The sequence below is a fragment of the Arhodomonas sp. SL1 genome (assembly GCF_052060015.1).
Classification (GTDB): Bacteria; Pseudomonadota; Gammaproteobacteria; order Nitrococcales; family Nitrococcaceae; genus Arhodomonas.
In genome coordinates this window covers 202,237-224,941 of sequence record NZ_JBPODZ010000005.1, presented here as the reverse complement: position 1 = coordinate 224,941, position 22,705 = coordinate 202,237, and the positions used below count along the sequence as shown (strand labels likewise).

At 66.8% G+C, this 22,705-nt stretch carries 21 protein-coding genes; all 21 read right to left on the bottom strand.

What is annotated here, in order from left to right:
• Positions 1 to 131 precede the first annotated feature (131 nt).
• Positions 132 to 1,574, bottom strand: coding sequence for a bifunctional 2-methylcitrate dehydratase/aconitate hydratase (locus ACQ754_RS09515; protein ID WP_440996783.1), 1,443 nt, complete (start codon positions 1,572 to 1,574; stop codon positions 132 to 134).
• 317 nt (positions 1,575 to 1,891) lie between these two features.
• Positions 1,892 to 3,070, bottom strand: coding sequence for a 2-methylaconitate cis-trans isomerase PrpF (gene prpF / locus ACQ754_RS09510; protein ID WP_440996782.1), 1,179 nt, complete (start codon positions 3,068 to 3,070; stop codon positions 1,892 to 1,894).
• Positions 3,067 to 5,694 carry a Fe/S-dependent 2-methylisocitrate dehydratase AcnD gene (gene acnD, locus ACQ754_RS09505; RefSeq protein ID WP_440996781.1) on the bottom strand — a complete coding sequence of 876 codons (2,628 nt, stop codon included), beginning with the start codon at positions 5,692 to 5,694 and terminating at the stop codon, positions 3,067 to 3,069. The genes prpF and acnD overlap by 4 nt, the downstream gene beginning before the upstream one ends.
• Before the next feature lie 203 nt (positions 5,695 to 5,897).
• On the bottom strand, positions 5,898 to 7,022 hold the full coding sequence (gene prpC / locus ACQ754_RS09500) for a bifunctional 2-methylcitrate synthase/citrate synthase (RefSeq protein ID WP_440996780.1): 1,125 nt from the start codon (positions 7,020 to 7,022) through the stop codon (positions 5,898 to 5,900).
• A 31-nt stretch (positions 7,023 to 7,053) separates the two neighbouring features.
• Entirely contained in the window at positions 7,054 to 7,938 is an 885-nt protein-coding gene (prpB, locus tag ACQ754_RS09495; RefSeq protein ID WP_440996779.1) for a methylisocitrate lyase, read from the bottom strand.
• A gap of 323 nt (positions 7,939 to 8,261) precedes the next feature.
• Positions 8,262 to 9,683, bottom strand: coding sequence for a dihydrolipoyl dehydrogenase (lpdA, locus tag ACQ754_RS09490; protein WP_440996778.1), 1,422 nt, complete (start codon positions 9,681 to 9,683; stop codon positions 8,262 to 8,264).
• A gap of 38 nt (positions 9,684 to 9,721) precedes the next feature.
• On the bottom strand, positions 9,722 to 11,032 hold the full coding sequence (gene odhB / locus ACQ754_RS09485; RefSeq protein ID WP_440996777.1) for a 2-oxoglutarate dehydrogenase complex dihydrolipoyllysine-residue succinyltransferase: 1,311 nt from the start codon (positions 11,030 to 11,032) through the stop codon (positions 9,722 to 9,724).
• 67 nt (positions 11,033 to 11,099) lie between these two features.
• Entirely contained in the window at positions 11,100 to 13,919 is a 2,820-nt protein-coding gene (locus ACQ754_RS09480) for a 2-oxoglutarate dehydrogenase E1 component (RefSeq protein ID WP_440996776.1), read from the bottom strand.
• A 455-nt stretch (positions 13,920 to 14,374) separates the two neighbouring features.
• Entirely contained in the window at positions 14,375 to 15,139 is a 765-nt protein-coding gene (gene tatC, locus ACQ754_RS09475) for a twin-arginine translocase subunit TatC (protein WP_440996775.1), read from the bottom strand.
• Entirely contained in the window at positions 15,136 to 15,525 is a 390-nt protein-coding gene (tatB, locus tag ACQ754_RS09470) for a Sec-independent protein translocase protein TatB (protein WP_440996774.1), read from the bottom strand. The genes tatC and tatB overlap by 4 nt, the downstream gene beginning before the upstream one ends.
• Positions 15,526 to 15,542: 17 nt before the next feature.
• The gene (tatA, locus tag ACQ754_RS09465; RefSeq protein WP_440996773.1) at positions 15,543 to 15,821 is read right to left on the bottom strand and encodes a twin-arginine translocase TatA/TatE family subunit; all 279 of its coding nucleotides are present in this window, start codon (positions 15,819 to 15,821) and stop codon (positions 15,543 to 15,545) included.
• A 50-nt stretch (positions 15,822 to 15,871) separates the two neighbouring features.
• Positions 15,872 to 16,198 carry a phosphoribosyl-ATP diphosphatase gene (locus ACQ754_RS09460; RefSeq protein WP_440996772.1) on the bottom strand — a complete coding sequence of 109 codons (327 nt, stop codon included), beginning with the start codon at positions 16,196 to 16,198 and terminating at the stop codon, positions 15,872 to 15,874.
• Positions 16,191 to 16,586 (bottom strand): phosphoribosyl-AMP cyclohydrolase, encoded by a 396-nt coding sequence (hisI, locus tag ACQ754_RS09455; RefSeq protein WP_440996771.1) that lies wholly within the window; start codon positions 16,584 to 16,586, stop codon positions 16,191 to 16,193. The genes ACQ754_RS09460 and hisI overlap by 8 nt, the downstream gene beginning before the upstream one ends.
• Positions 16,583 to 17,356: an imidazole glycerol phosphate synthase subunit HisF gene (gene hisF, locus ACQ754_RS09450; RefSeq protein ID WP_440996770.1), complete on the bottom strand. Its 774-nt coding sequence runs from the start codon at positions 17,354 to 17,356 to the stop codon at positions 16,583 to 16,585. The genes hisI and hisF overlap by 4 nt, the downstream gene beginning before the upstream one ends.
• Complete coding sequence (gene hisA, locus ACQ754_RS09445) at positions 17,356 to 18,102, bottom strand: 1-(5-phosphoribosyl)-5-[(5-phosphoribosylamino)methylideneamino]imidazole-4-carboxamide isomerase (protein WP_440996848.1); 747 nt, start codon at positions 18,100 to 18,102, stop codon at positions 17,356 to 17,358. Before hisA ends, hisF begins: the two co-directional genes overlap by 1 nt.
• 37 nt (positions 18,103 to 18,139) lie before the next feature.
• The gene (gene hisH, locus ACQ754_RS09440) at positions 18,140 to 18,778 is read right to left on the bottom strand and encodes an imidazole glycerol phosphate synthase subunit HisH (RefSeq protein WP_440996769.1); all 639 of its coding nucleotides are present in this window, start codon (positions 18,776 to 18,778) and stop codon (positions 18,140 to 18,142) included.
• A 4-nt stretch (positions 18,779 to 18,782) separates the two neighbouring features.
• Positions 18,783 to 19,382 (bottom strand): imidazoleglycerol-phosphate dehydratase HisB, encoded by a 600-nt coding sequence (hisB, locus tag ACQ754_RS09435; protein ID WP_440996768.1) that lies wholly within the window; start codon positions 19,380 to 19,382, stop codon positions 18,783 to 18,785.
• 81 nt (positions 19,383 to 19,463) lie between these two features.
• On the bottom strand, positions 19,464 to 19,904 hold the full coding sequence (gene dtd / locus ACQ754_RS09430; protein ID WP_440996767.1) for a D-aminoacyl-tRNA deacylase: 441 nt from the start codon (positions 19,902 to 19,904) through the stop codon (positions 19,464 to 19,466).
• Between the two features lie 289 nt (positions 19,905 to 20,193).
• Positions 20,194 to 20,634, bottom strand: a complete 441-nt coding sequence (locus ACQ754_RS09425) for a hypothetical protein (protein WP_440996766.1) — start codon at positions 20,632 to 20,634, stop codon at positions 20,194 to 20,196.
• A gap of 80 nt (positions 20,635 to 20,714) precedes the next feature.
• Complete coding sequence (locus ACQ754_RS09420; RefSeq protein WP_440996765.1) at positions 20,715 to 21,035, bottom strand: tetratricopeptide repeat protein; 321 nt, start codon at positions 21,033 to 21,035, stop codon at positions 20,715 to 20,717.
• A 201-nt stretch (positions 21,036 to 21,236) separates the two neighbouring features.
• Positions 21,237 to 22,694, bottom strand: a complete 1,458-nt coding sequence (locus tag ACQ754_RS09415; RefSeq protein WP_440996764.1) for a TrkH family potassium uptake protein — start codon at positions 22,692 to 22,694, stop codon at positions 21,237 to 21,239.
• Positions 22,695 to 22,705 lie beyond the last annotated feature (11 nt).

Sequence of the window (22,705 nt, the reverse complement as noted above, 5' to 3'; positions counted from 1 at the left end):
TTCCAGCTAGGGCACACCGGCCCCTGATCTTGAAGCCCCGCAGCAACCTCCTGCGGCTATGGGCGGAGGACTGACCCGGCCACCGCTGCCGAGCGAGGCGCACGCCGATAGCGCGTGCGCGCAACCGCACCTTACAGCGCCCAGAGATCCACGAACTCGTGTACCGGCATGGCCTCGAGCCGCTGGGGTTCGCCGCAGACGTCTAGGATACGGCCGACCTGCTTGGGGGCGAAGCGGGTGGCGAGTGCCTTCTCGAACTTGTCGAGGAGCACCGGGATACCCGCATCACGGCGTCGGCGATGGCCGATGGGGTAGTCCACGGCGACCCGCTCGGTGGCGCTGCCGTCGGTGAAGAATACCTGCACCGCGTTGCCGATGGCCCGCTTGTCCGGATCGAAGTAGTCCTTGGTGAATTGCTCGTTCTCCCGGACCTCCATCTTCCCGCGCAGGGCGTCGATGCGGGGATCCGTGGCGACGTCGTCCTCGTAGTCATCGGCGGTGAGGCGGCCGAAGATCAGCGGCACGGCCACCATGTACTGGATGCAGTGATCGCGGTCGGCGGGGTTGTTCAGGGGGCCGGTCTTGTCGATGATCCGCACCCCCGCCTCCTGGGTCTCGATGACCAGCTTATCGATGTCGTCGATGCGCTCGCGTACCTCCGGGTGCAGGGTCATCGCCGCCTCGGCCGCGGTCTGGGCATGGAACTCCGCCGGGAAGGAGAGCTTGAAGAGGATGTTCTCCATCACGTAGCTGCCATAGCCACGGCTGAAGCGCAGCTCGTTGCCGCCGAAGAGGACGTCCTGGAAGCCCCAGGTGGGCGCCGACAGCGCCTTCGGATAACCGATCTCGCCGGTTTCGACGATGAGCGCCAACCGCAGGCCCCGCCCCGAGGCGTCGCCGGCCGCCCAGCTCTTGCGGGGGCCGGCCTGGGGGGCGTGGCGGTAGGCGCGCAGGGCGGAGCCGTCGATGAAGGCATGGGAGGCCACGTTGGTCACGTCGTCCACGTCCCCGCCGAGCAGGCCCATGGACACGCAGGCCGAGGCGATGCGCACCAGCATCACGTGGTCCAGGCCCACGCGGTTGAAGCTGTTCTCCAGGCCGATGATACCCTGGATCTCGTGGGCCTTGATCATGGCGGTGAGCAGATCGCCCACGGTCATGGGCTCACGGCCCTCGGCCACAGCACGGCGGGAGAGGTGATCGGAGAGCGCCAACAGGGCACCCAGGTTGTCCGAGGGGTGGTTCCACTCCGCGGCCAGCCAGGTGTCGTTGAAGTCCAGCCAGCGGACCATGGCGCCGATGTTCCAGGCGGCGGTCACCGGGTCCAGCCGGTAGGGCGTACCCGGCACCTTCACGCCACCCGGCATGTCCGCCCCCTCCACCACCGGCCCCAACAGCTTGGTACAGGCCGGGTACTGCAGCGCCAGCATCCCGCAGGCGAGGGTGTCCATCAGGTCGTAGCGGGCGGTCTCGTAGGCCTCCTTCGACGTGATCTCCGTGTTGACCACGTACTCGGCGATGTCCTTCAGGGGTTGGTCGTAGTCGCGACGAGTGGCCGGGCCAGTGCTGCTCATGATGTCTCCTCCGTCCGCGTTGGCGTGCCGCGCCCATGATCGATGACGATCAGTGGGTGCTGTGGCGACGCTGACAAAGCCAGTCTCCCTGGGTATTCCTTGGCGGCGCTTACCGGGACTCTAAACCCCATGGGGGTGAGTGCAAGGACTATACGGGCGGCCCATACCGAGACCTTGAGGAGGCGGCGCGGCGGCTGGATGCGGCCTGATCGGCAACCGCCCCGCCGCGCATCATGGGGGCCGGGGTTTTCCGTGGCAGGCGACGAGCCGCACAATCTTTGACCCGACGCCCTCCAAGCCGGCTTACTGGATCGCGTTCAGAAGGCATCCCCCGGCACCCGGACCCAGCCCTCCATGAGGATACGGGCGCTGCGGCTCATGATGGCCTTCTCCACCGTCCAGGCACCATCCACCTGTCGGGCCTCGGCGCCGACGCGGAGGGTACCGCTGGGGTGGCCGAAGTGCACCGAGTTGCGCTCGTCGCCACCTGCCGCCCGATTCACCACCGTGCCGGGGATGGCGGCGGCGGTGGCGATGGCCACGGCCGCCGTACCCATCATGGCGTGGTGGAGCTTACCCATGGACAGTGCCCGCACAAGCAGGTCGATATCTTCCGCCTTCACCTCCTTGCCGCTGGAGGCCGTATAACCCTTCGGTGGGGCCACGAAGGCGATCTTGGGCGTGTGCTGGCGGCTCGCGGCCTCGGCCACCTCATTGAACAGGCCCATACGCACGCCGCCATGGGCACGGATGGTCTCGAACCGCTCCAAGGCCTCGGTGTCTTCGTTGATGGCGCCCTGGAGCTCGGTACCCGTGTAGCCGAGGTCCGCGGCGTTGACGAAGATGGTGGGGATACCGGCGTTGATCATGGTGGCCTGGAACGTCCCGACGCCGGGCACGTCCAGATCATCCACGATGTTCCCGGTGGGGAAGATGGCGCCCTCGCCGTCCGCCGGGTCCATGAACTCGATGGGGATCTCGGCGGCCGGGAAGGTCACGCCGTCGAGCTCGAAGTCGCCGGTTTCCTGTACCGCGCCGTCGGTGACAGGGATGTGGGCGATAATGGTCTTCTCGATGTTCGCCTGCCAGATGCGCACGGTGCAGTGCCCGTTCGCCGGGATGCGCGCCGCATCGATCAGGCCGTTGTTGATGGCGAAGGCACCCACGGCGGCGGTGAGGTTCCCGCAATTGCCGCTCCAGTCGATGAAGGGCTTGTCGATGGCGACCTGGCCGAATAGGTAGTCCACATCGTGATCAGGGCTTTCGCTCTTCGACAGGATCACCGTTTTCGAGGTGCTTGAGGTGGCCCCACCCATGCCGTCGGTGTGCTTGCCATAGGGGTCGGGGCTGCCGATGACGCGCAGCAACAGGTTGTCCCGGGCGGCCCCGGGCCGCTGCGCCGCCTCCGGCAGCTCATCCAGCCGGAAGAACACGCCCTTGCTGGTGCCACCGCGCATATAGGTGGCCGGGATGCGGATCTGTGGTGCGTGGCTCATTGCGTCGCCGCCTCCTGGTCCGTGTTCTCGCCCATGAACTCCTTGGCGAAACGCTGGAGGATGCCGCCCGCGTTGTAGGTGTTGAGCTCGTCCTGGGTGTCCAGGCGACAGGTCACCGGCACGTCCTCGCGGCTGCCATCCCGGCGATGGATCACCAGGGTCAGCGTTCCGCCAGGCGCGGGCTCGCCCTGGACGTCATAGGTCTCGCTGCCGTCGATGTCCAGGGTCCTGCGGCTGGTGCCCCCCTGGAACTGCATCGGCAGCACGCCCATGCCCACCAGATTGGTGCGGTGGATACGCTCGAAGCCCTCGGCGACGATGGCCTCCACGCCTGCGAGGCGCACGCCCTTGGCCGCCCAGTCCCGCGATGATCCCTGGCCATAGTCGGCGCCGGCGATGATGATCAATGGCTGCCGGCGCTGCTGGTAGGTCTCGATGGCATCCCACATCCGCATGACCGTGCCCTCCGGCTCCAGCCGGGTCAGCGAGCCCTGACGCACCTCGCCGTTGTCATCACGCACCATTTCGTTGAAGAGCTTGGGGTTCGCCAGCGTCGCGCGCTGGGCAGTGAGGTGATCGCCGCGGTGGGTCGCGTAAGAGTTGAAGTCCTCCTCCGGCAGGCCCATCTTCGCGAGATACTCGCCGGCCGCGCTGTCCGGCAGGATGGCATTGCTGGGGGAGAGGTGGTCGGTGGTGATGTTGTCCGGCAGCACTGCCAGCGGCCGCATGCCTTTGAGCGCGGGCTTGTCGGCGAGATCGCCCTCCCAATACGGGGGCCGGCGGATGTAGGTGCTCATGGGCCGCCAGTCGTACAAGGGGCTGACCTGCTCGCCCTTCTCCACCTTGATGTTGAACATCGGCGTGTAGACGTTGCGGAACTGTTCCGGTTTCACGCTCTCGCGCACGATCCGGTCGATCTCCTCGTCCGAGGGCCAGAGGTCCTTGAGGGTGATCGGCTTGCCCGCCTTGTCGTAACCGAGCGCATCCTTCTCGATGTCGAAGCGCACCGTACCCGCGATGGCATAGGCCACCACCAGGGGCGGAGAGGCGAGGAAGGCCTGCTTGGCGTAGGGGTGGATCCGGCCGTCGAAATTGCGGTTGCCGGAAAGCACCGCAGTGGCGTACAGATCCCGGTCGATAATCTCCTGCTGGATCTCCGGGTCCAGCGCGCCGGACATCCCGTTGCAGCTGGTGCAGGCGAAGCCGACGATGCCGAAACCGAGGTCCTCCAACTCCTCGAGCAGACTGGACTCCTCCAGGTAGAGCTGCACCGCCTTGGAGCCGGGCGCGAGCGAGGTCTTCACCCAGGGCTTACGGGTGAGGCCCATCTCGTTGGCCTTCTTCGCCAGCAGCCCGGCGGCGACCACGTTGCGCGGGTTGGAGGTGTTGGTGCAACTGGTGATGGCGGCGATGATCACGGCGCCGTCGGGCATCTGGCCCTGCTTCTCCTCGGCCAGGGCCTTGTCGTAGTCCACCGCGATGCCCCGCTCGTGGAGCGCCCGGGTGGGCAAGCGCCGGTGCGGATTCGACGGGCCGGCCATGGTCCGCTCCACGGCGGAGAGGTCGAAGCGGAGCACGCGCTCGTATTCGGCGCTCTTGAGCGCGTCCGCCCAGAGGCCGGCCTCCTTGGCGTAGGTCTCCACCAGCCGGACTTGATCGTCCTCGCGGCCCGTGAGCCGGAGGTAGTCGATGGTCTGGCCATCGATGTGGAACATCGCCGCGGTGGCGCCGTACTCCGGGGTCATGTTGGAGATGGTGGCGCGGTCGCCCACGGTCAGGGCCTCGGCCCCCTCGCCGAAGAACTCCAGGTAGGCGGAGACCACCCGCTCGTTACGCAGGAACTCAGTGAGCGCCAGAACGATATCCGTGGCGGTGATGCCCGGCTGGGGCCGGCCGGTGAGCTCCACGCCGACGATATCCGGCAACCGCATGTAGGAGGGCTGGCCGAGCATCACACTCTCCGCCTCCAGGCCGCCCACGCCGATGGCGATCACGCCCAAGGCATCCACGTGGGGGGTATGGCTGTCGGTGCCGACGCAGGTGTCGGGGAAGGCCACGCCGTCACGGGCCTGCACCACCGGCGACATCTTCTCCAAGTTGATCTGGTGCATGATGCCGTTGCCGGGCGGGATGACGTCGACGTTGTCGAACGCCTTCTTGGTCCAGTCGATGAAGTGGAAGCGATCCTCGTTGCGGCGGTCCTCGATCTCGCGATTCTTCTGAAACGCATCCGGATCGTAACCACCGCACTCAACGGCCAGGGAGTGATCGACGATGAGCTGAGTGGGCACCACCGGGTTCACCCTGGCCGGCTCACCGCCCTTCTCGGCGATGGCGTTGCGCAGCCCGGCCAGATCCACCAGGGCGGTCTGGCCAAGAATGTCGTGGCAGACCACCCGCGCCGGGTACCAGGGGAAGTCCAGGTCACGCCGACGCTCGATGATCTGGGTGAGCGCGTCGGTCAGCAGGGCCGGGTCGCAACGGCGGACGAGATTCTCCGCCAGCACCCGGGCGGTGTAGGGGAGCCTGTCATAGGCGCCGGGCTGGATTTCCTCCACCGCGGCGCGGGTGTCAAAGTAGTCGAGGTCGGTGCCCGGCAGGGGCTTACGGTATTGCGTATTCATCGTCGGTTTACCCACCGTGTGCAAAGGCGGGTTGCGCGGCAATGCCGCTCGACCCACCCCACGTCGCTGCATCTCGTTTCCAGAGGCCTGTTGGTGCGTTACACAGCGCCGCCGCTCCACGCACCCTACCTCGCTTGTGATCCCGGCAGGTTGCGCGGCGTTGCCGCTCCACCCGCCCTACGCACCTGATTTGGCCCGGCGGGTCAGTCGCGCTGGTCGATGGGCACGAACTCCTGCAGGTCCGGGCCAGTGTACTCCGCGTTCGGGCGGATGATGCGGTTATTGGCGCGCTGCTCGAAGACATGGGCGCACCAGCCGGTCACCCGGGACATCACGAAGATGGGGGTGAAGAGCTTGGTGGGGATACCCATGAAGTGGTAGGCGCTGGCGTGGAAGAAGTCCGCGTTGGGGAAGAGCTTCTTCTCGCGCCACATGACATCCGCGACGCGCTCGGAGACCGGGTAGAGCACCGTGTCCCCCACCTCCTCGGCGAGCTTTTTCGACCATGCCTTGATAATGGCATTGCGCGGGTCCTTATCCCGATAGACCGCGTGGCCGAAGCCCATGATCTTGTCCTTGCGCTCGAGCATGCCGAGGATCTCGCGCTCCGCCTCGTCCGGGTCGGACCACTGCTCGATCATGGCCATGGCAGCCTCGTTGGCACCGCCATGGAGCGGTCCGCGCAGCGATCCGATGGCACCGGTGACACAGGAGTGCATGTCCGAGAGGGTGGAGGCACAAACCCGCGCGGTGAAGGTCGAGGCGTTGAACTCGTGCTCCGCGTAGAGGATCAGCGAGGCGTGCATCACTTTTTCATGGGTGGCGTTGGGGGCCTCGCCATGGAGCAGGTGCAGGAACTGCGCGCCGATGGAGTCGTCATCGGTAGCCGGGTCAACGCGTACGCCGTCATGGGAGTAGCGGTACCAGTAGGTGATGATGCCGGGCAGCACGGCGAGGATGCGGTCGGCCTTGTCCTGCTGTTCGCTGAAGTCCTGCTCGGTTTCCAAATTGCCGAGCATGGAGCAGCCGGTGCGCATTACGTCCATGGGATGGGCATCGGCAGGGATGCGCTCGAGCACCTCCTTCAGGGGCTGCGGCAGATCGCGCATGCCCTTGAGCCGGCGCTTGTAGTCGGCGAGCTCGCTGCGGTTGGGGAGCTTGCCGTAGAGCAAGAGGTAGGCGACCTCCTCGAACTCGGCCTGCTCGGCGAGGTCGTGGATGTCGTAGCCGCGATAGGTCAGGCCGGTACCCTTGATGCCCACGGTGCACAGGGCAGTCTCGCCGGCGGTCATACCGCGGAGCCCGGCCCCGGTTTTCTTTTCAGTCATCTTCGCTCTCCTTGAGATTGGATCCGGTGGGTCACTCGTCCCGCGAGAACAGCTCATCGAGCTTGCGCTCGTAGTCGTGGTAGCCGAGGACCTCGTAGAGCTCGTTGCGGGTCTGCATGATGTCGGTGACCGCCTGCTGGGTGCCGTCCTGGCGGATAGCGGCGTAGACCTGCTCGGCCGCGCGGCTCATGGCCCGGAACGCCGAGAGCGGATACAGGACCAGGGAGGCCCCGGCGCCACGCAGCTCGTCGACGGTGAACAGCGGGGTCTTGCCGAACTCGGTGATATTGGCGAGCACCGGCACGGAGACACGCCCGGCAAAGGCGGAGAGCTCGTCGAGGGTGTGCAACGCCTCGGCGAAGATCATGTCCGCACCGGCCTCCACGTAGGCATTGGCCCGCTCCACAGCGGACTCCAGGCCCTCCCCCGCATAGGCGTCGGTGCGCGCCATAATGACGAACTGCTCGTCGTAGCGGGCATCCACCGCCGCCTTCACGCGGTCCACCATCTCCTCCTTGGAGACCAGGGCCTTGCCGGGGCGGTGGCCGCAGCGCTTGGCCTGGACCTGATCCTCGATGTGCACGGCGGCGGCGCCGGCGCGGGTGAGCTCCTGGATGGTACGGGCGATATTGAAGGCCCCACCCCAGCCGGTGTCGATGTCCACCAGCAACGGCGTGTCGCACACCGCGGTGATGCGGCGGACATCCTCGGCGACATCGGCCAGCTGGGTGATGCCAAGGTCCGGCAAGCCGAAGGAGGCGTTGGCGACGCCACCGCCGGAGAGATAGATGGCGCGGAAGCCGGCGCGCTGGGCGAGCAAGGCCGCGTAGGCATTGATGGTGCCGGCCACCTGCAGTGGCCGCTCCTCTTCGACGGCGCGACGGAAGCGCCGGCCTGCGGATTCCAGTGTTGGCATGGTTTCCTCTCCCTTGCCGTAGGCCCTGGCGGGCCGGGGGATGCGGCGGTCGCGGGGCGGTTACCTACCGTCCGCGTCCGGGGTTCGCCAGTTTACGCTAGCGTAAAGGCGATTCCCAAATCGTTTTCAGAACAAATGGTTACAAAACAAAAATGATGGAAGATGGGTTCTTCACGCGCTTTCGGACGTTCTGTATTGTGAAACACAATGAACGCGTCGGCCGTGGATTGCCCTGCTTCACGATCACCCTGCCGAAGACACGCATTCGCATACGAAAAAGCCGCCCCCAGGCGGCTTTCGTCGAGGCCGGGGATGACCGCCGGTCAGTTCGCCTTGTGGATGGCCCTTTTATCGACCCCGAGGGCCGCCTCGTGAACGGACTCCGAGAGGGTGGGATGGGCATGGATGGTCCGCGCCAGGTCCTCGGCACTGGCCGCGAACTCCATGGCGACCACACACTCGGCGATCACCTCGGAGGCCTGGGAGCCACAGATATGCACGCCCAGGATCCGGTCGGTCTCGGCGTGGGCCAGGATCTTGACCAGTCCCTCGGTGCGATCCATGGCGCGGGCACGGCCATTGGCCGCGAAGCCGAAGGTACCGGTGCGAAACGGGATACCCGCCTCCTTGAGTTGCTTCTCGGTGCGTCCCACCCAGGCGATCTCCGGTTCGGTGTAGATCACCCACGGGATGGTCTCGTAGTTGACATGACCGGGTTTGCCGGCAATGCGCTCGGCCACCATCACGCCCTCCTCGCTGCCCTTATGGGCGAGCATGGGGCCCCGGACCACATCGCCCACGGCATAGACGCCGGGGATGTTGGTCTCGCAATAATCATTGACGTGGACGAAACCGCGCTCGTCGGTGAGCAGGTCCACGTCCTCGTGGGCCAGGTCCTCGGTGTTGGGTCGCCGGCCCACCGAGACGATGAGCTTGTCCACCTGCAGGCTCTGGCTGCCATCCTTGTCTTCGTAGTGCACCGAGACATTCTTGCCCTTGCGGGTCTCGGTGACCCGACAACCCAGTCGGATCTCGAGGCCCTGCTTCTCGAAGTGCTTCTTCGCGTCGCGCGAGACCTGGTGATCCACCGGCGCCAGGAACTCGTCCTGGGCCTCGAGCAGCACCACCTTGGAGCCCAGCCGGTCCCAGACGCTGCCCATCTCCAGGCCGATGACGCCGGCGCCGATGACGCCGAGGCGCTTGGGGACCTCGGTCATCTCCAGCGCGCCATCGGAGTTCAGCACCCGCTCGCCATCGGTGGGCGCGGCGCCGATCTCGATGGGCCGCGATCCAGTGGCCAGGATCACATTGGTGGCCTCCAGCGTTTGGGCCTTGCCCTTATGCGGCGTGAACTCCACCCGGCGGTCGGTGAGCAGCTTACCGTGGCCTTGCAGCCACTCGATCTTATTGGCCTTGAACAGCTGCTGGATGCCGCCGGTGAGATCGGCCACCACCTTGTCCTTGCGGGCGATCATCTTGGGGACGTCCAGGGAGACGTCGCCGACCTTGATCCCATGGCCGGCGAGCTCTCCTTGGACCTTATGGTACTGCTCGGAGGAATCCAGCAGCGCCTTCGAGGGGATGCAGCCGACGTTCAGGCAGGTGCCGCCAAGGGCGGGCTCACTGCCCTTGCGCCGGAACTCGTCGACGCAGGCCACGCTCATGCCCAGCTGGGCGGCGCGGATGGCCGCCACGTAGCCCGCCGGGCCGGCGCCGATGACGATGACGTCGTAGGAATTGGCCATGTTGACTCCTGAAAGATAGGGGATAGTCGGTAAAGCGCTTACACCTCGAGCAGCAACCGGGCCGGGTCCTCGAGGACCTCCTTGATGGCGACCAGGAACTGCACGGCTTCACGGCCATCGATAATGCGGTGGTCGTAGGAATGGGCCAGATACATCATCGGCTGGATCTTGACCTCGCCATCCACCGCCATGGGCCGTTCCTGGATCTTATGCATGCCGAGGATGCCGCTCTGAGGCGGGTTGAGGATGGGCGTGGAGACCAGCGAGCCGAAGATGCCGCCGTTGGTGATGGTAAAGGTGCCGCCGGTGAGCTCGTCGAGGCCGATCTTGCCCTCCTTGGCGCGCTTGCCGAAATCAGTGATCCCCGCCTCGATCTCGGCATAGGAGAGCTGATCGGCGTTGCGCAGCACCGGCACCATGAGGCCACGCTCGGTGGAAACGGCGATGCCGATGTCGTAGTAGCCGTGATAGATGATGTCGGTGCCGTCGATGGAGGCATTGACCGCCGGGTAGCGCTTGAGCGCCTCCACCGCTGCCTTCACGAAGAAGGACATGAAGCCGAGCTTGATCCCGTGGGTCTTCTCGAAGCGCTCCTTGTAGCGGGCGCGGATGTCCATGACCGGCTGCATGTTCACCTCGTTGAAGGTGGTGAGCATGGCTGCGGTCTGCTGCGCCTCCACCAGGCGCTCGGCGATGCGCTGGCGCAGCCGGGTCATCGGTACCCGGCGCTCGGGGCGCTCGCCGGCAGCGGAGACCGCCGGGGCCTCGGGGGACTGGGTCTCCGCCGGGGCCTCGCTGCGGCGTCCGGCGGGCTCGGGCTCGCGGGGGCGGCGCTCGGCGGCCCCGCCAGCGCCCTCGCCGGCGCCCTCCAAGTAGCGCACCACGTCCTCCTTGGTAATTCGCCCGCCGCGGCCACTGCCCTCGATCTTTGCGGGATCCAGATCGTGCTCGGCGACCAGGCGGCGCACCGCCGGGGCGAGATCCTCGTCCGCCGCCACCGGGGCCTCGGCCGGGGTAGTCTTCTCGGGCTCCGGTTCCGGCGCGGCTGCGGCGGGCTCGGGTTCCGGGGCAGCGGCCTCCTTCTCGGCGGCCGCAGGCTTTGCCTCGCCGCCGCCTTCGGTCAAGGTGGCGACCACCTCACCGGCGGTGACCGTATCGCCCTCGCCCTTGAGGATTTCGCCGAGCACGCCGTCATCCGGGGCCGGGACCTCGAGCACGACCTTATCGGTCTCGATGTCCACCAGATTCTCATCGCGCTCCACCGCGTCACCGGGCTGCTTGTGCCAGGTGACCACGGTAGCCTCGGTCACGGATTCGGGCAGTGCGGGTACCTTGACTTCGATACTCATCGATTCCTCGCTTGTTGTCCTGGGCGGCCCGTCGGGCCGAGGTTATGGGCGATACGCGGCGACCGGGTCAGCCGAGCGCGGCCTCCACGAGCCGGCGCTGCTGCTCATGGTGGAGCTTGGCGTAGCCCACCGCCGGCGAGGCGGAGGGGTCGCGGCCGGCATAGGTGAGCGACTGCTCCCGGGTCATGCAGTTTCGCAAGTGGTGCTGGATCTGGTACCAGGCCCCCTGGTTCTGCGGCTCTTCCTGACACCACACGATCTCCTTCGCCCCCTTGTAGCGGCGCTTGAGCAGCGCGGCGAGCTCCTTCTCCGGAAACGGGTAGAGCTGCTCGACCCGGACGATGACGGTGTCCTTGCGCTCCCTCTTGCGCCGTTCCTGGAGGAGGTCGTAGTAGACCTTGCCGCTGCAGGCCACCACACGTTTGACGTCGCGGACCTTCAGGTCGTCGATCTCGTCGACCACCCGGTGGAAATGCCCGCGGGAGAGCTCGTCGAGCACGGAGGTGGAGAGCTTGTGACGGAGCAACGACTTCGGCGTCATCACCACCAGCGGCGTGCGCGTCGGGCGCAGGAGCTGACGGCGCAGCATATGGAAGAACTGCGCCGGGGTGGAGGGCACGCAGACCTGCATGTTCTGCTCCGCGCACAGCTGCAGGAAGCGCTCCAGTCGCGCCGAGGAGTGCTCCGGGCCCTGACCCTCATAGCCATGGGGGAGGAGCATGACCAGCCCGCAGAGCCGGCCCCACTTCGCCTGGCCCGAGGTGATGAACTGGTCGATGACCACCTGGGCGCCGTTGACGAAATCGCCGAACTGCGCCTCCCAGATCACCAGGGTCTCGGGATCGGAGGTGGTGTAGCCGTACTCGAAGCCGAGCACCGCCTCCTCGGAGAGCAGGGAGTCAATGACGGTGAAGTCCGCCGGGTCCGTGCTGATGTCCTTCAACGGGACATGGGTGGTACCGTCCTTGGCGTTGTGCAACACCGCGTTGCGGTGGAAGAAGGTACCGCGCCCGGAGTCCTGCCCCGTCAGGCGCACCTGCCAGCCCTCCTCGAGCAGCGAGGCGTAGGCCATGGTCTCGGCGAATCCCCAGTCCATGGCCAGGGCGCCGGCGGCCATCTTGCGCCGGCTCTCCATCATGCTCGCCACCCGCGGATTGAGCTCGAAGCCCTCCGGCAGGCGCTGCAGCCGCTCCTGCAGGGCACGAATCCGCTCCAGCGGGACGGCGGTGTCCACGGTCTCATCGCCGTCGCCCTTGAAGTAGGGGCTCCAGTCCACGGCGAACTTGTTGTGGACCTCGTCGAGGATGTTGGGGGCCACCACCTTGCCCTCATCGAGGCGGTCCCGGTAATCCCGCTCCAGGGCCTTAAGCCCGTCCTTGTCGAGGACGCCCTCCTCGACCAGCCGCTCGGCGTAGAGCTTGCGCACCGGGGAATGCTTCTTGATCTTCTGGTACATGGTGGGCTGGGTGGCGGCGGGCTCATCGGCCTCGTTGTGACCATGGCGGCGGTAGCAGACCACGTCGATGACCACATCGCGCCGGAAGCGCTTGCGGTAGTCCATGGCCACCCGGGTGGCGAACAGCACCGCCTCCGGGTCGTCGCCGTTGACGTGGAAGATCGGCGCCTGAATCATCTTCGCCACCTCCGTGCAGTAGAAGGTGGAGCGCGAGTCCAGGGGGTTGGAGGTGGTGAACCCGATCTGGTTGTTGACGATCACGTGGACCGTTCCGCCGGTGTAGAAGCCACGGGCCTGGGAGAGCTGGAAGGTCTCCATTACGACGCCCTGGCCGGCGAAGGCGGCATCGCCGTGGACCAGCACCGGCAGCACCTCCTCACCGATGAAATCACGGCGCCGCTGCATGCGCGCCCGCGCCGAGCCCTCCACCACCGGGTTGACGATCTCCAGGTGCGAGGGGTTGAAGGCCATCGCCAGATGCAGCGGCCCGCCCGGCGTCTGGATGTCCGACGAGTAGCCCATGTGGTATTTGACGTCGCCGGCGGTGGCATTCTCCAGCTCGTAGTCGCCTTCGAACTCGGCGAACAAGTCGGCGGGAGACTTGCCGAGGGTGTTGATCAACACGTTCAGCCGACCGCGGTGCGCCATGCCCAGCACCATCTCGCGCACGCCTTGCTCGCCGCCGCGCTGGATCACCTCGTCGAGCAGTGGGACCAGCACCTCGCTGCCCTCCAGCGAGAAGCGCTTCTGGCCGACGTACTTGCTGTTCAGGTACTTCTCGATACCCTCCGCAGCGGTCAGTCGCTGCAGCACCCGCTGACGGCTCTCGGCGTCCAGCTCGGCCCGGGCCCGCGGACGCTCGAGGCGTTCCTGGATCCAGCGCTTCTGCGCCGTATCCGTGATGTGCATGTACTCCGAGCCGAGCTTCCCGGCGTAGACCTCCTCACACAGGGCGATGATTTCGCGCAGCGTCAGCTGCTCGGCGGTGAACAGCGACCCGGTGTTGAAGGTCTGGTCCATGTCCGCCTCGGACAGCCCATGATAGGCCGGATCCAGGTCAGGGACCTCGGGCTTGTCGCGCAGGTGCAGCGGGTCGATGTCGGCACGCTGGTGGCCGCGGAAGCGGTAGGCGTTGATCAGGCGCAGCACCGCCGCCTGCTTCTGGGCGACGTCCGGCGCCATCTCCGCCGCCGCACCGTCGACGCGGCCGCGACGACGACCGAGCTCGGCGAACTGCTCGCGGATCGGGCTGTGGGGCACGTCCCGGGCGGCGGCGCCATCACCGGCCTCCAGCCCCTGGAAATAGCGCTTCCATTCCGTGGGCACGGAGTCCGGATCATTGAGGTAGGCCTCGTAGAGGGCCTCCATGTAACTGGCGTTGCCGCCGCTCAGGTAGGAGTTGCGCTGTAGCCGTTCAAAGGCACCGTTCATGGGGAATCACCTGGTGATTGAGTGCGCGTGTGCAGTGGGGTCTCAAGGCAAAAGGTAGCCGACCGGCATGACCATGCCAGTGGGACCGGGAAGCAAAGGGGCAAAGGGTACGAGCAAAAGGGACACGGGCAGGGAATGGCTTCGCCGGCTCCGGGTCGCCGGACGAGCGGGTTGAGGGGGCGGGTCGCGGTGGCCGGCCCGTAGCGCGGTCTCCCGACCCGGATGCGCTGGCTCCGGTAGCGTTCATCTCACGCCGTGCCCGACTGTCCTTGCCGCTGATGGGTGTCCCGAGAGAGGCACTCGACCAATCTCTGCCGGTCGGCGCCCCCGGGGTACTGCCCGCGATACGATACTCGTGAGTGTGTGCAAGCGCAACACTGGCGCGGGCTTACAACCCGTTAACCGGTCCTTACTGGCCGGCACCGGCTAAATCTCGAGCTTTTCTTACCAATAGATCAGGAATCGGTTTCCGTGGCCCGGTCACCGCCGGGAAGCCAGCGCGAGAACACCAGGCCGGCCTCGAACAGCAGCCATACCGGCAGCGCCAGCAGCACCTGGGAGATGACATCCGGGGGGGTAAGCACCATTCCGATCACGAAGGCGGCGACGATCACATACGGGCGCTTCGCCGCCAGGTCCTCCCGGGAGATCATGCCGCTGCGGATGAGCAGTATGGTGGCGATGGGCACCTCAAAGGCCGCACCAAAGGCGAAGAACAGGGTGAGCACGAAGGAGAGGTACTCGCCGATATCGGTCATCATCGACACCCCCTCAGGGGTGACACCAGCGAAGAAACGGAACACCAGCGGGAACACCACGAAGTACGCGAAGGCCATGCCCAGGTAGAACAGCGCGACGCTGGAGGCGAGCAGGGGCCAGATCAGTCGCCGCTCGTGGCGATAGAGCCCCGGTGCCACGAACGCCCACACCTGATAGAGGACGTACGGGATGCAGATGAAGAAGGCGCTGACCAAGGCCAGCTTGAGCGGTATCAGGAACGGCGTGGCCACCTGGGTGGCGATCATCTGCGAGCCCTCGGGGAGCACCGCCTGCAGGGGCCCGGAGAGCCATTGGTAGAGGGGGTCGCGGAAGGGATAGAGCACGAGGAACACCGCCAGGGTCGCGAGCACGGCGCGCATCAGCCGGCTACGCAGCTCGAGCAAATGGCTCAGCAGGGGCCGGTCCTCGTCCATCCCCTCATCACGTGGATCAGCGCTCATTGTCCGGTGTTGTCCCGTTCCCTTTCACCCTGTGGCGACGTCTTCTCCGCCGCGGCATCGGCATCGCCACCGCCGTTGCGACGCTCGCCGGCGGCCTCCTCGACGTCGCTGCGGGCACTCTCCGCGGTCTCATGGACATCCCGCGTAGTCCGCTGGACGTCCTCGCGGAATTCCCGCTCGCGCTCGCGCATCGCCCGCTCGGTGTCCTTCAGGCCCTGGATATGGGACTCCCGCTCAATCTCGTCCTTCAGCGACGTGAACGTGGCCCGTGCCCGGCCCACCCAGAGACCGAGGGTGCGTGCGAGCCCCGGGAGCCGCTCCGGACCCACCACGATCAGCGCGATCACGCCGATGATCAGCAGCTCCCAGAAGCTGACGTCGAACATCTGCCGGCGAGCCGCGGTCAGCCGGAGTGGTGACGGTCGCGGGCCGTCTCGTCTTCGGTCCGGCTGGCGTCGGCCTGCCGGCCGCCGTCTTCACCCTCGCCGGACTCCAGGCGCTCGCTGCTATCCTCGTCCTTCTTTTCGCCGCCCTTCTCGCCCTCGCCCATCGCCTGCTTGAAGCCGCGGATCGCACCCCCGAGGTCAGTGCCGACGTTACGCAGTTTCTTGGTGCCGAAGAGCAGCAGCACGATGACCAGAATGAGCAGGAGCGACCAAACGCTGATGCCACCGAATCCCATGGATCCCCTCCTAAATAATTTGAGCCGCCGCCCCTTGGCGGCGGAACCCGCTAATCGCCGTCCTCGCGGGCGGCCTTTTCGTCGTGTCCGGACAGGCCGAACCGGCGGTCCAGCTCCGCGAGCACGTCAGCCGGACCGCGACCATAGTGCGCCAGCATGACCAGAGTATGGAACCACAGATCCGCGGTCTCATAAACCAAATGGTCCCGATCTCCGGATTTCGCGGCGAGCACCGTCTCGGTGGCCTCCTCGCCGACCTTCTTGAGGATCCGGTCCTCGCCGCGGGCATATAGCCCGGCGACGTAGGAACCCTCCGGATCGGCGCCCTTGCGAGCCTCGAGGACCTCGGCGAGGCGCTGGAGGATGTCGTCAGCCATTCCCCTCCCCCCCGTAGATGGCCTCCGGGTCGCGGACCACCGGGTCTTCCTCGATCCAGGCGTCGTCGGCGAGCCGGCGATAGAAGCAGCTGCGCCGGCCGGTATGGCAGGCGATCCCGCCGATCTGCTCGACGGCGAGCAGCACCGCATCGCCGTCACAGTCGAGGCGGATGTCCCGCACGCGCTGGACATGGCCCGAGGACTCGCCCTTCTTCCAAAGCCGCCGCCGGGAGCGCGAATAGTACACCGCCTCACCGATTTCGGCAGTGATGCGCAGGGCCTCCCGGTCCATCCAGGCCAGCATCAGCACCCGGCCGTCCGCGGCGTCCTGGGCGATGGCGGTCACCAGGCCGTCGTCGTTGAAGCGGACCTCGTCGAGCCATGTCATCGGCGCACCTCGATCCCGTGCTCCGCCATGTAGGCCTTGGCCTCGGCGATACTGTACTCACCGAAGTGGAAGATACTCGCCGCCAGCACGGCGTCGGCGTGGCCCTCGAGCACGCCGTCGGCCAGGTGCTGGAGATTACCCACGCCACCCGAGGCGATCAGCGGCACACCGGTGGCATCGGAGACGGCGCGGGTCAGGGGGCAATCGAAGCCCTCCCGGGTGCCGTCCCGGTCCATGCTGGTGAGCAGGATCTCGCCGGCACCGTGATCGGCCATGCGGCGCGCCCATTCCACCGCGTCCAGACCGGTGGCGCGGCGACCGCCGTGGGTGAACACCTCCCAGCGGGGTTGGCCATCCACGTCCGCCACCCGCTTCGCGTCCACGGCCACCACGATGCACTGGGATCCGAAGCGTTGGGCGGCCTCGCGCACGAACTCCGGGCGGTGCACCGCGGCCGTGTTGATGGCCACCTTGTCGGCGCCGGCATTGAGCAAGCGACGCACGTCGGCGACCTCGCGCACGCCACCGCCGACGGTCAGGGGAATGAACACCTCGCTGGCCACCGCCTCCACCACCTCGACGATGGTCTCGCGGCCCTCGTGGCTGGCGGTGATATCGAGAAAGGTGATCTCGTCGGCGCCGGCACGGTCATACTCACGGGCCACGGCCACCGGGTCGCCGGCGTCCCGGATGTCGACGAAGCGCACGCCCTTGACCACGCGGCCGGCGTCCACGTCCAGGCAGGGGATGATCCGTCGCGCAAGCGCCATCACGCCGCCCCGCTGGTGAGCTCGTTGGCCATGCGCTGAGCGGCCTCCAGGTCCAGCCGTCCCTCGTAGAGCGCCCGGCCGACGATGGCCCCGGCGATCCCGCTATCGGCGGCGGCACACAGCGCCCGGACGTCGTCCATGGAGGTAACCCCGCCGGAGGCGATCACCGGGATCTCCACCGCCCGTGCCAGCCGGGCCGTGGCCTCCACGTTGACGCCGCGCATCATGCCGTCGCGGCCGATGTCGGTGAACACCAGCGCCTCCACGCCGGCGGCCTCGAAGCGCCGCGCCATCGCCTCGGCGGTGGCGGTGCTGACCTGCTCCCATCCGTCGGTAGCCACCATCCCGTCCTTGGCGTCCAGGCCCACGATGATGTGGCCCGGGAACTCATCGCAGGCATCGTCGACAAAGGCCGGCTGCCGCACCGCCTGCGTGCCGATGATCACGTAGTCCACGCCCACGTCCAGGTAGGTCTGGATTACGTCGAAGCTCCGGATACCGCCGCCGACCTGGATGTCGACCTCCGGATACGCCTCGGAGATGCGACCGATGATGTCCGCATTGACCGGAAAGCCGGCCACGGCGCCGTTGAGGTCCACCAGGTGGATACGGCGCGCGCCCGCCTCGATCCAGCGGCCGGCCACGGCCACCGGGTCGTCGGAGAAGATGGTCTCATCGTCCATGCGCCCCTGGCGCAGGCGCACGCACTTGCCTTCCTTGAGATCGATCGCCGGGATAAGGAGCATGTCCGGATCCATTACACCTGTCTACTGGCGGCGCCCCTCAGGCACGGCCGTCCCATTGGATGAAGTTGCCGAGCAGACGTAGCCCGGCATCGTGGCTCTTCTCCGGGTGAAACTGGGTGGCGAACACGTTGTCCCGCCCGACCACGCTGGCGAACTCGCCCCCGTAGTCGGTCACCCCGAGCACCAACCCCGGGTCCCGGGGCTCGGCGTAGTAGCTGTGGACGAAGTAGAACCATTCGCCGTCGGCGACCCCCGCCCACAGTGGATGCTCGGCGGTCTGGCGCACCCGGTTCCAGCCCATATGGGGGACCTTGAGCCCTTGCGCGGTTTCCGGGAAATGGTGTCGAAAATGCCGGATCTCCCCGGGAAAGGCGCCAAGAAGCGTAACCCCGTCATTCTCCTCGCTGTGCCCGAGCAGCACCTGCATGCCCATGCAGGCACCCAGGAACGGTTTCTCGGCCATGGACTCCCGGAGTACGCTGACCAGCTCGTGGGCATGCAACGCGCTCATGCATTCCCGTGCCGCGCCCTGCCCCGGAAAGACCACCCGCTCGGCGGCGGCGATGGTCTCGGCGTCATCGGTCACCCGCACCTCATGGGCCCCGGCGTGCTCCAGGGCCTTGGAAACGGAGCGCAGGTTGCCCATACCGTAGTCGACGACGACGATCTGCGTCATGGCCTCACCCCGACAGCGTGCCCTTGGTGGAAGGGGTCACGCCGGTCTGCCGGGGGTCGAGCTCCACCGCCATGCGTAGTGCCCGGCCGGTGGCCTTGAACACCGTCTCGGCGATGTGGTGGGCGTTATGGCCGCGGAGGTTGTCCACGTGCAGGGTGATCCATGCGTGGTTGACCAGGCCCTGGAAGAACTCGCTGAACAGGTCCACGTCGAAGCTGCCGATACGCGCCCGGGGAAAGTCCACGTTGAACTCCAGCCCCGGCCGCCCGGAGAAGTCCACCACCACCCGGGACAGCGCCTCGTCGAGGGGGCAGTAGGCATGGCCGAAGCGGCGGATGCCCTTCTTCTCCCCCACCGCCTGCGCCAGCGCCTGGCCCAGGGTGATACCCACGTCCTCGACGGTATGGTGATCGTCGATGTGGTGATCGCCGCTGGCGCGGATATCCAGATCCATCAGCCCATGGCGGGCGATCTGGTCCAGCATGTGCTCCAGAAAGGGGACCCCGATATCAACGCGGGAGTTGCCGCTGCCGTCCAGATTGATCTCCGCCCGGATCTGGGTCTCCAGGGTATTGCGCTCGATGGTTGCGAGTCGATCGGCCATGCTCTCGGTGTCGCTGGGCTGGGTGACGCGCGGAGCATACCACGGCTGCCACGCGGTGTGCCTCGCCGTTCAGCCACGGCGCTACCGGGTCTGCAGCCAGAATGTCACCGGCCCGTCGTTGGTCAGACCCACCGCCATGTCCGCGCCGAAGACACCGGCCTGCACATCCGCATGGCGCTGACGGCAGCAGGCCACCAACTCCCGGAACAGCACCTCGCCACGCTCCGGTGGCGCTGCGGTGGAGAAGCCCGGACGGTTGCCCTTGCGGGTGTCCGCCGCCAGGGTGAACTGAGGCACCAACAGCAACCCGCCGTCGATCTCTGTGAGCGACCGGTTCATCCGGCCCTCGGCGTCGGGGAAGACGCGGTAGGCGAGCAGCCGTTCCGCGAGGCGACGGGCGTCCGCCACCTCGTCGTCACGCTGGACCCCGGCGAGCACCAGCAGCCCGGCGCCGATGGCCGCGACCGTTTCCCCGTCCACCCGCACCTCGGCGTGGCGGACCCGTTGCAGCAGTGCGATCAAGGGAGACCTCCAGGGGGTGCACCCGATGTAGGAATATTCCTACACGGAATGTCATTACTGACTGACAGCCAAGCCCTCCCCCGCATGGCAAGCTGTATACGTGCCTGCCAGGAAAGGCGGGCCGGGTCGACACGGAAGTTGATCAACCAACAAAAAGGGCACAGGGACGTGGCGCACGCGGACAGGAGGTCCGACACCCCAAGGACGGGGCGCGTGCGCATTTCACCTCCAGCACAGTGAACCTGGAAATGCCGGCGCAGGGACCGCGCCGGCGTCTTTTTTTGGCTCCCTACTTCTTGCCCTTACCTGCCGACTGAGTCGCCTCGCCGGCCTGGCGCATGGCCTCCTCCCAGGCATCGAGAACATCCCGGGCGCTACGATACCAAGGCATGTCGCGGACGGCCGGCTGCGCGTCCTCCATGCGCGAGAGCCAGTTCCGCCAGAGCTCGCCCTGGGTCTCGGTCCAGGCGCGCATCATCTGCTGCATCTGCGCCGACCAGTCTTCGTTGCCGGCGCCGCCGCTGCTGGAGAGGCTCCGGACCCATTGCTGCTGGCGCTCCAGTGCCTCGCTGACGGCCTTCTGCCACGCGTCGATCTGTTGCTTCTGGGTCTCCTGCATGGGGCCGCCCATGCCAGCGTTGCGCATCCCCTCGAACCACTGATCCCAGAGCTTGCGCTGGGTATCGGTCCAGTGGGACATCGCCTCTTCCATCTGCTTCTGCCAGTCCATGCTTCGACTCCTTCTGCTAGTGCCGGGGGCATCGTTATCGGCCTCGCACCGCCGATGCCCGAAGTGTAGTCAACCGGGAATCATCCGCCGCCCGGATCGCCGAGGCGGCGCAGCCGTACCTCCAGCTCGCGGACCACCTGAATGTCGCCCCGCTCCCGGGCGGCCTCCAGCCCGTGGCGATAACTCTCCCGCGCCTGATCACCCTCACCGGCGCGCTCCTGCAGCCGACCCAGGGCCCGCCAGGCCGCCGAATACCCCGGATCCATGGTCACCGCCGCGCGCAGGTGCTCCAGGGCCACGGCGGTATCACCGGATTTGGCATAGGCGTTACCGAGGGTCAGGCGCAGCATGGCGCTGTCGCGCCCCTGCTCGATCATCGATTCCAGGGCATTGATGTCCATGACAATAGGATGCGGGCCAATGGCGCCGCTTTAAAGTGGGTCGAAGGCTGCCAGGACGGCAACAGGGACACCGGACGGGGATGGCGGGGTCTTTCGGGGAGTGCATGCCGCAGGGACGCGGCATCCAAGCCTACAGCGATGTATTCACGACGTCTCCCCGAAAGACCCCGCCGTCCCCGTGCCGCCCCCGGCGACTTGCGGTCATCGACGCCAGAACGCCGGCGTGAACAACACCAGCAGGGTGAAGATCTCCAGCCGCCCGAGGACCATGGCGAAGGAGATCAGCAGCTTGACCCCGGCACCCATGTCGCCGAAATGGGTCGCCACATCCCCGAGGGCCGGGCCGAGGTTGTTCATGCCCGAGGCGGTGGCGGAGAAGGCCGTGATCTGATCCAGCCCCATGGCCATGAGGCTCAGCATGATCACCGTGAACAGCGCCACATAGGCCGCGAAAAAACCCCACACGGCATCGGTGACGCGATCGCTGACCGGCTTGTCGCCGAGCTTGACCCGAAGCACCGCCTGGGGGTGGATCAATCGCAGGATCTCGCGGCCACCCTGGCGCAGCAGCAGTAGCACGCGTACCACCTTGATGCCGCCGGAGGTGGAGCTGCCGCAGCCACCGATGAACGAGAGGAACAACAGGAGCACGGGCAGGAACGCCGGCCAGACGTGGTAGGCGGTGGTGGTGTAACCGGTGGTGGTGGCGAAAGACGTCACCTGGAACAGGGCGTGGTGCCACATATCCGGGTTCTCGATCCCCAGGCTCGCCTCATAGAGATACAGCCCGCCGGTGATCAGCACCAGCGCGGTGAGCACTATGCCCACGTAGAAGCGCAGCTCCGGGTCGCGCACCCACGGGTCGACGCTGCGCCAACGCCAGACCAGGAAGTGCAGGGAATAGTTGATCGCCGAGACGAACATGAACACCACGGCGATGAGCTCGATGGCGATACTATCGAAATGCCCCATGCTCGCGTCGTGGGTGGAGAAGCCGCCGGTGGCCACGGTGGTGAAGGCGTGGCTGATGGCGTCGAAGGCATCCATGCCGGCGATCCAGTAGGCCACCGCGCAGACAACGGTGAGGCTGAGGTAGATGTACCACAGCGCCTTCGCGGTCTCGGTGATGCGCGGCGTGAGCTTGGCGTCCTTGACCGGCCCCGGCAGCTCGGCGCGGTAGAGCTGCATCCCGCCGATGCCGAGCATGGGCAGGATGGCGACGGCCAGCACGATGATGCCCATGCCGCCGAGCCACTGCAGCTGCTGACGGTAGTAGCGGATGGACAGCGGCAGCTCGTCGATGCCGGTGAGCACCGTCGCACCGGTAGTGGTCAGCCCGGAGATGCTCTCGAAGACCGCGTCCGCCAGGCCCATGCCGGTGCGGCTCTCGAGCAGGAACGGCACCGCGCCAGAGACCCCGAGGACCACCCAGAACATGGCCACGATAAAGAAGCCGTCGCGGATGCGCAGCTCCCGGCGGAGCTTGCGCACCGGCAGCCACAGGGCGAAGCCCAGCAGCACCAACAGGCCAGTTGTCACGAGGAAGGCGGTATGGGCGCCGTCACCGGTCACCAGCGACAGCAGCGCCGGCGGCAGCATGGTAAGGCTGAAGACCATCAGCAGGACCCCGAGGATCCGTTGTACGGCATCGAATCGCATGGGCGCCCGGC

Excerpts from the sequence above, each read along its gene's own strand:
- ACQ754_RS09515 (WP_440996783.1), bottom strand. The coding sequence starts at position 1,574 with ATGAGCAGCACTGGCCCGGCCACTCGTCGCGACTACGACCAACCCCTG.
- prpF (WP_440996782.1), bottom strand. The coding sequence starts at position 3,070 with ATGAGCCACGCACCACAGATCCGCATCCCGGCCACCTATATGCGCGGT.
- acnD (WP_440996781.1), bottom strand. The coding sequence starts at position 5,694 with ATGAATACGCAATACCGTAAGCCCCTGCCGGGCACCGACCTCGACTAC.
- prpC (WP_440996780.1), bottom strand. The coding sequence starts at position 7,022 with ATGACTGAAAAGAAAACCGGGGCCGGGCTCCGCGGTATGACCGCCGGC.
- prpB (WP_440996779.1), bottom strand. The coding sequence starts at position 7,938 with ATGCCAACACTGGAATCCGCAGGCCGGCGCTTCCGTCGCGCCGTCGAA.
- lpdA (WP_440996778.1), bottom strand. The coding sequence starts at position 9,683 with ATGGCCAATTCCTACGACGTCATCGTCATCGGCGCCGGCCCGGCGGGC.
- odhB (WP_440996777.1), bottom strand. The coding sequence starts at position 11,032 with ATGAGTATCGAAGTCAAGGTACCCGCACTGCCCGAATCCGTGACCGAG.
- ACQ754_RS09480 (WP_440996776.1), bottom strand. The coding sequence starts at position 13,919 with ATGAACGGTGCCTTTGAACGGCTACAGCGCAACTCCTACCTGAGCGGC.
- tatC (WP_440996775.1), bottom strand. The coding sequence starts at position 15,139 with ATGAGCGCTGATCCACGTGATGAGGGGATGGACGAGGACCGGCCCCTG.
- tatB (WP_440996774.1), bottom strand. The coding sequence starts at position 15,525 with ATGTTCGACGTCAGCTTCTGGGAGCTGCTGATCATCGGCGTGATCGCG.
- tatA (WP_440996773.1), bottom strand. The coding sequence starts at position 15,821 with ATGGGATTCGGTGGCATCAGCGTTTGGTCGCTCCTGCTCATTCTGGTC.
- ACQ754_RS09460 (WP_440996772.1), bottom strand. The coding sequence starts at position 16,198 with ATGGCTGACGACATCCTCCAGCGCCTCGCCGAGGTCCTCGAGGCTCGC.
- hisI (WP_440996771.1), bottom strand. The coding sequence starts at position 16,586 with ATGACATGGCTCGACGAGGTCCGCTTCAACGACGACGGCCTGGTGACC.
- hisF (WP_440996770.1), bottom strand. The coding sequence starts at position 17,356 with ATGGCGCTTGCGCGACGGATCATCCCCTGCCTGGACGTGGACGCCGGC.
- hisA (WP_440996848.1), bottom strand. The coding sequence starts at position 18,102 with ATGCTCCTTATCCCGGCGATCGATCTCAAGGAAGGCAAGTGCGTGCGC.
- hisH (WP_440996769.1), bottom strand. The coding sequence starts at position 18,778 with ATGACGCAGATCGTCGTCGTCGACTACGGTATGGGCAACCTGCGCTCC.
- hisB (WP_440996768.1), bottom strand. The coding sequence starts at position 19,382 with ATGGCCGATCGACTCGCAACCATCGAGCGCAATACCCTGGAGACCCAG.
- ACQ754_RS09425 (WP_440996766.1), bottom strand. The coding sequence starts at position 20,634 with ATGGACTGGCAGAAGCAGATGGAAGAGGCGATGTCCCACTGGACCGAT.
- ACQ754_RS09420 (WP_440996765.1), bottom strand. The coding sequence starts at position 21,035 with ATGGACATCAATGCCCTGGAATCGATGATCGAGCAGGGGCGCGACAGC.
- ACQ754_RS09415 (WP_440996764.1), bottom strand. The coding sequence starts at position 22,694 with ATGCGATTCGATGCCGTACAACGGATCCTCGGGGTCCTGCTGATGGTC.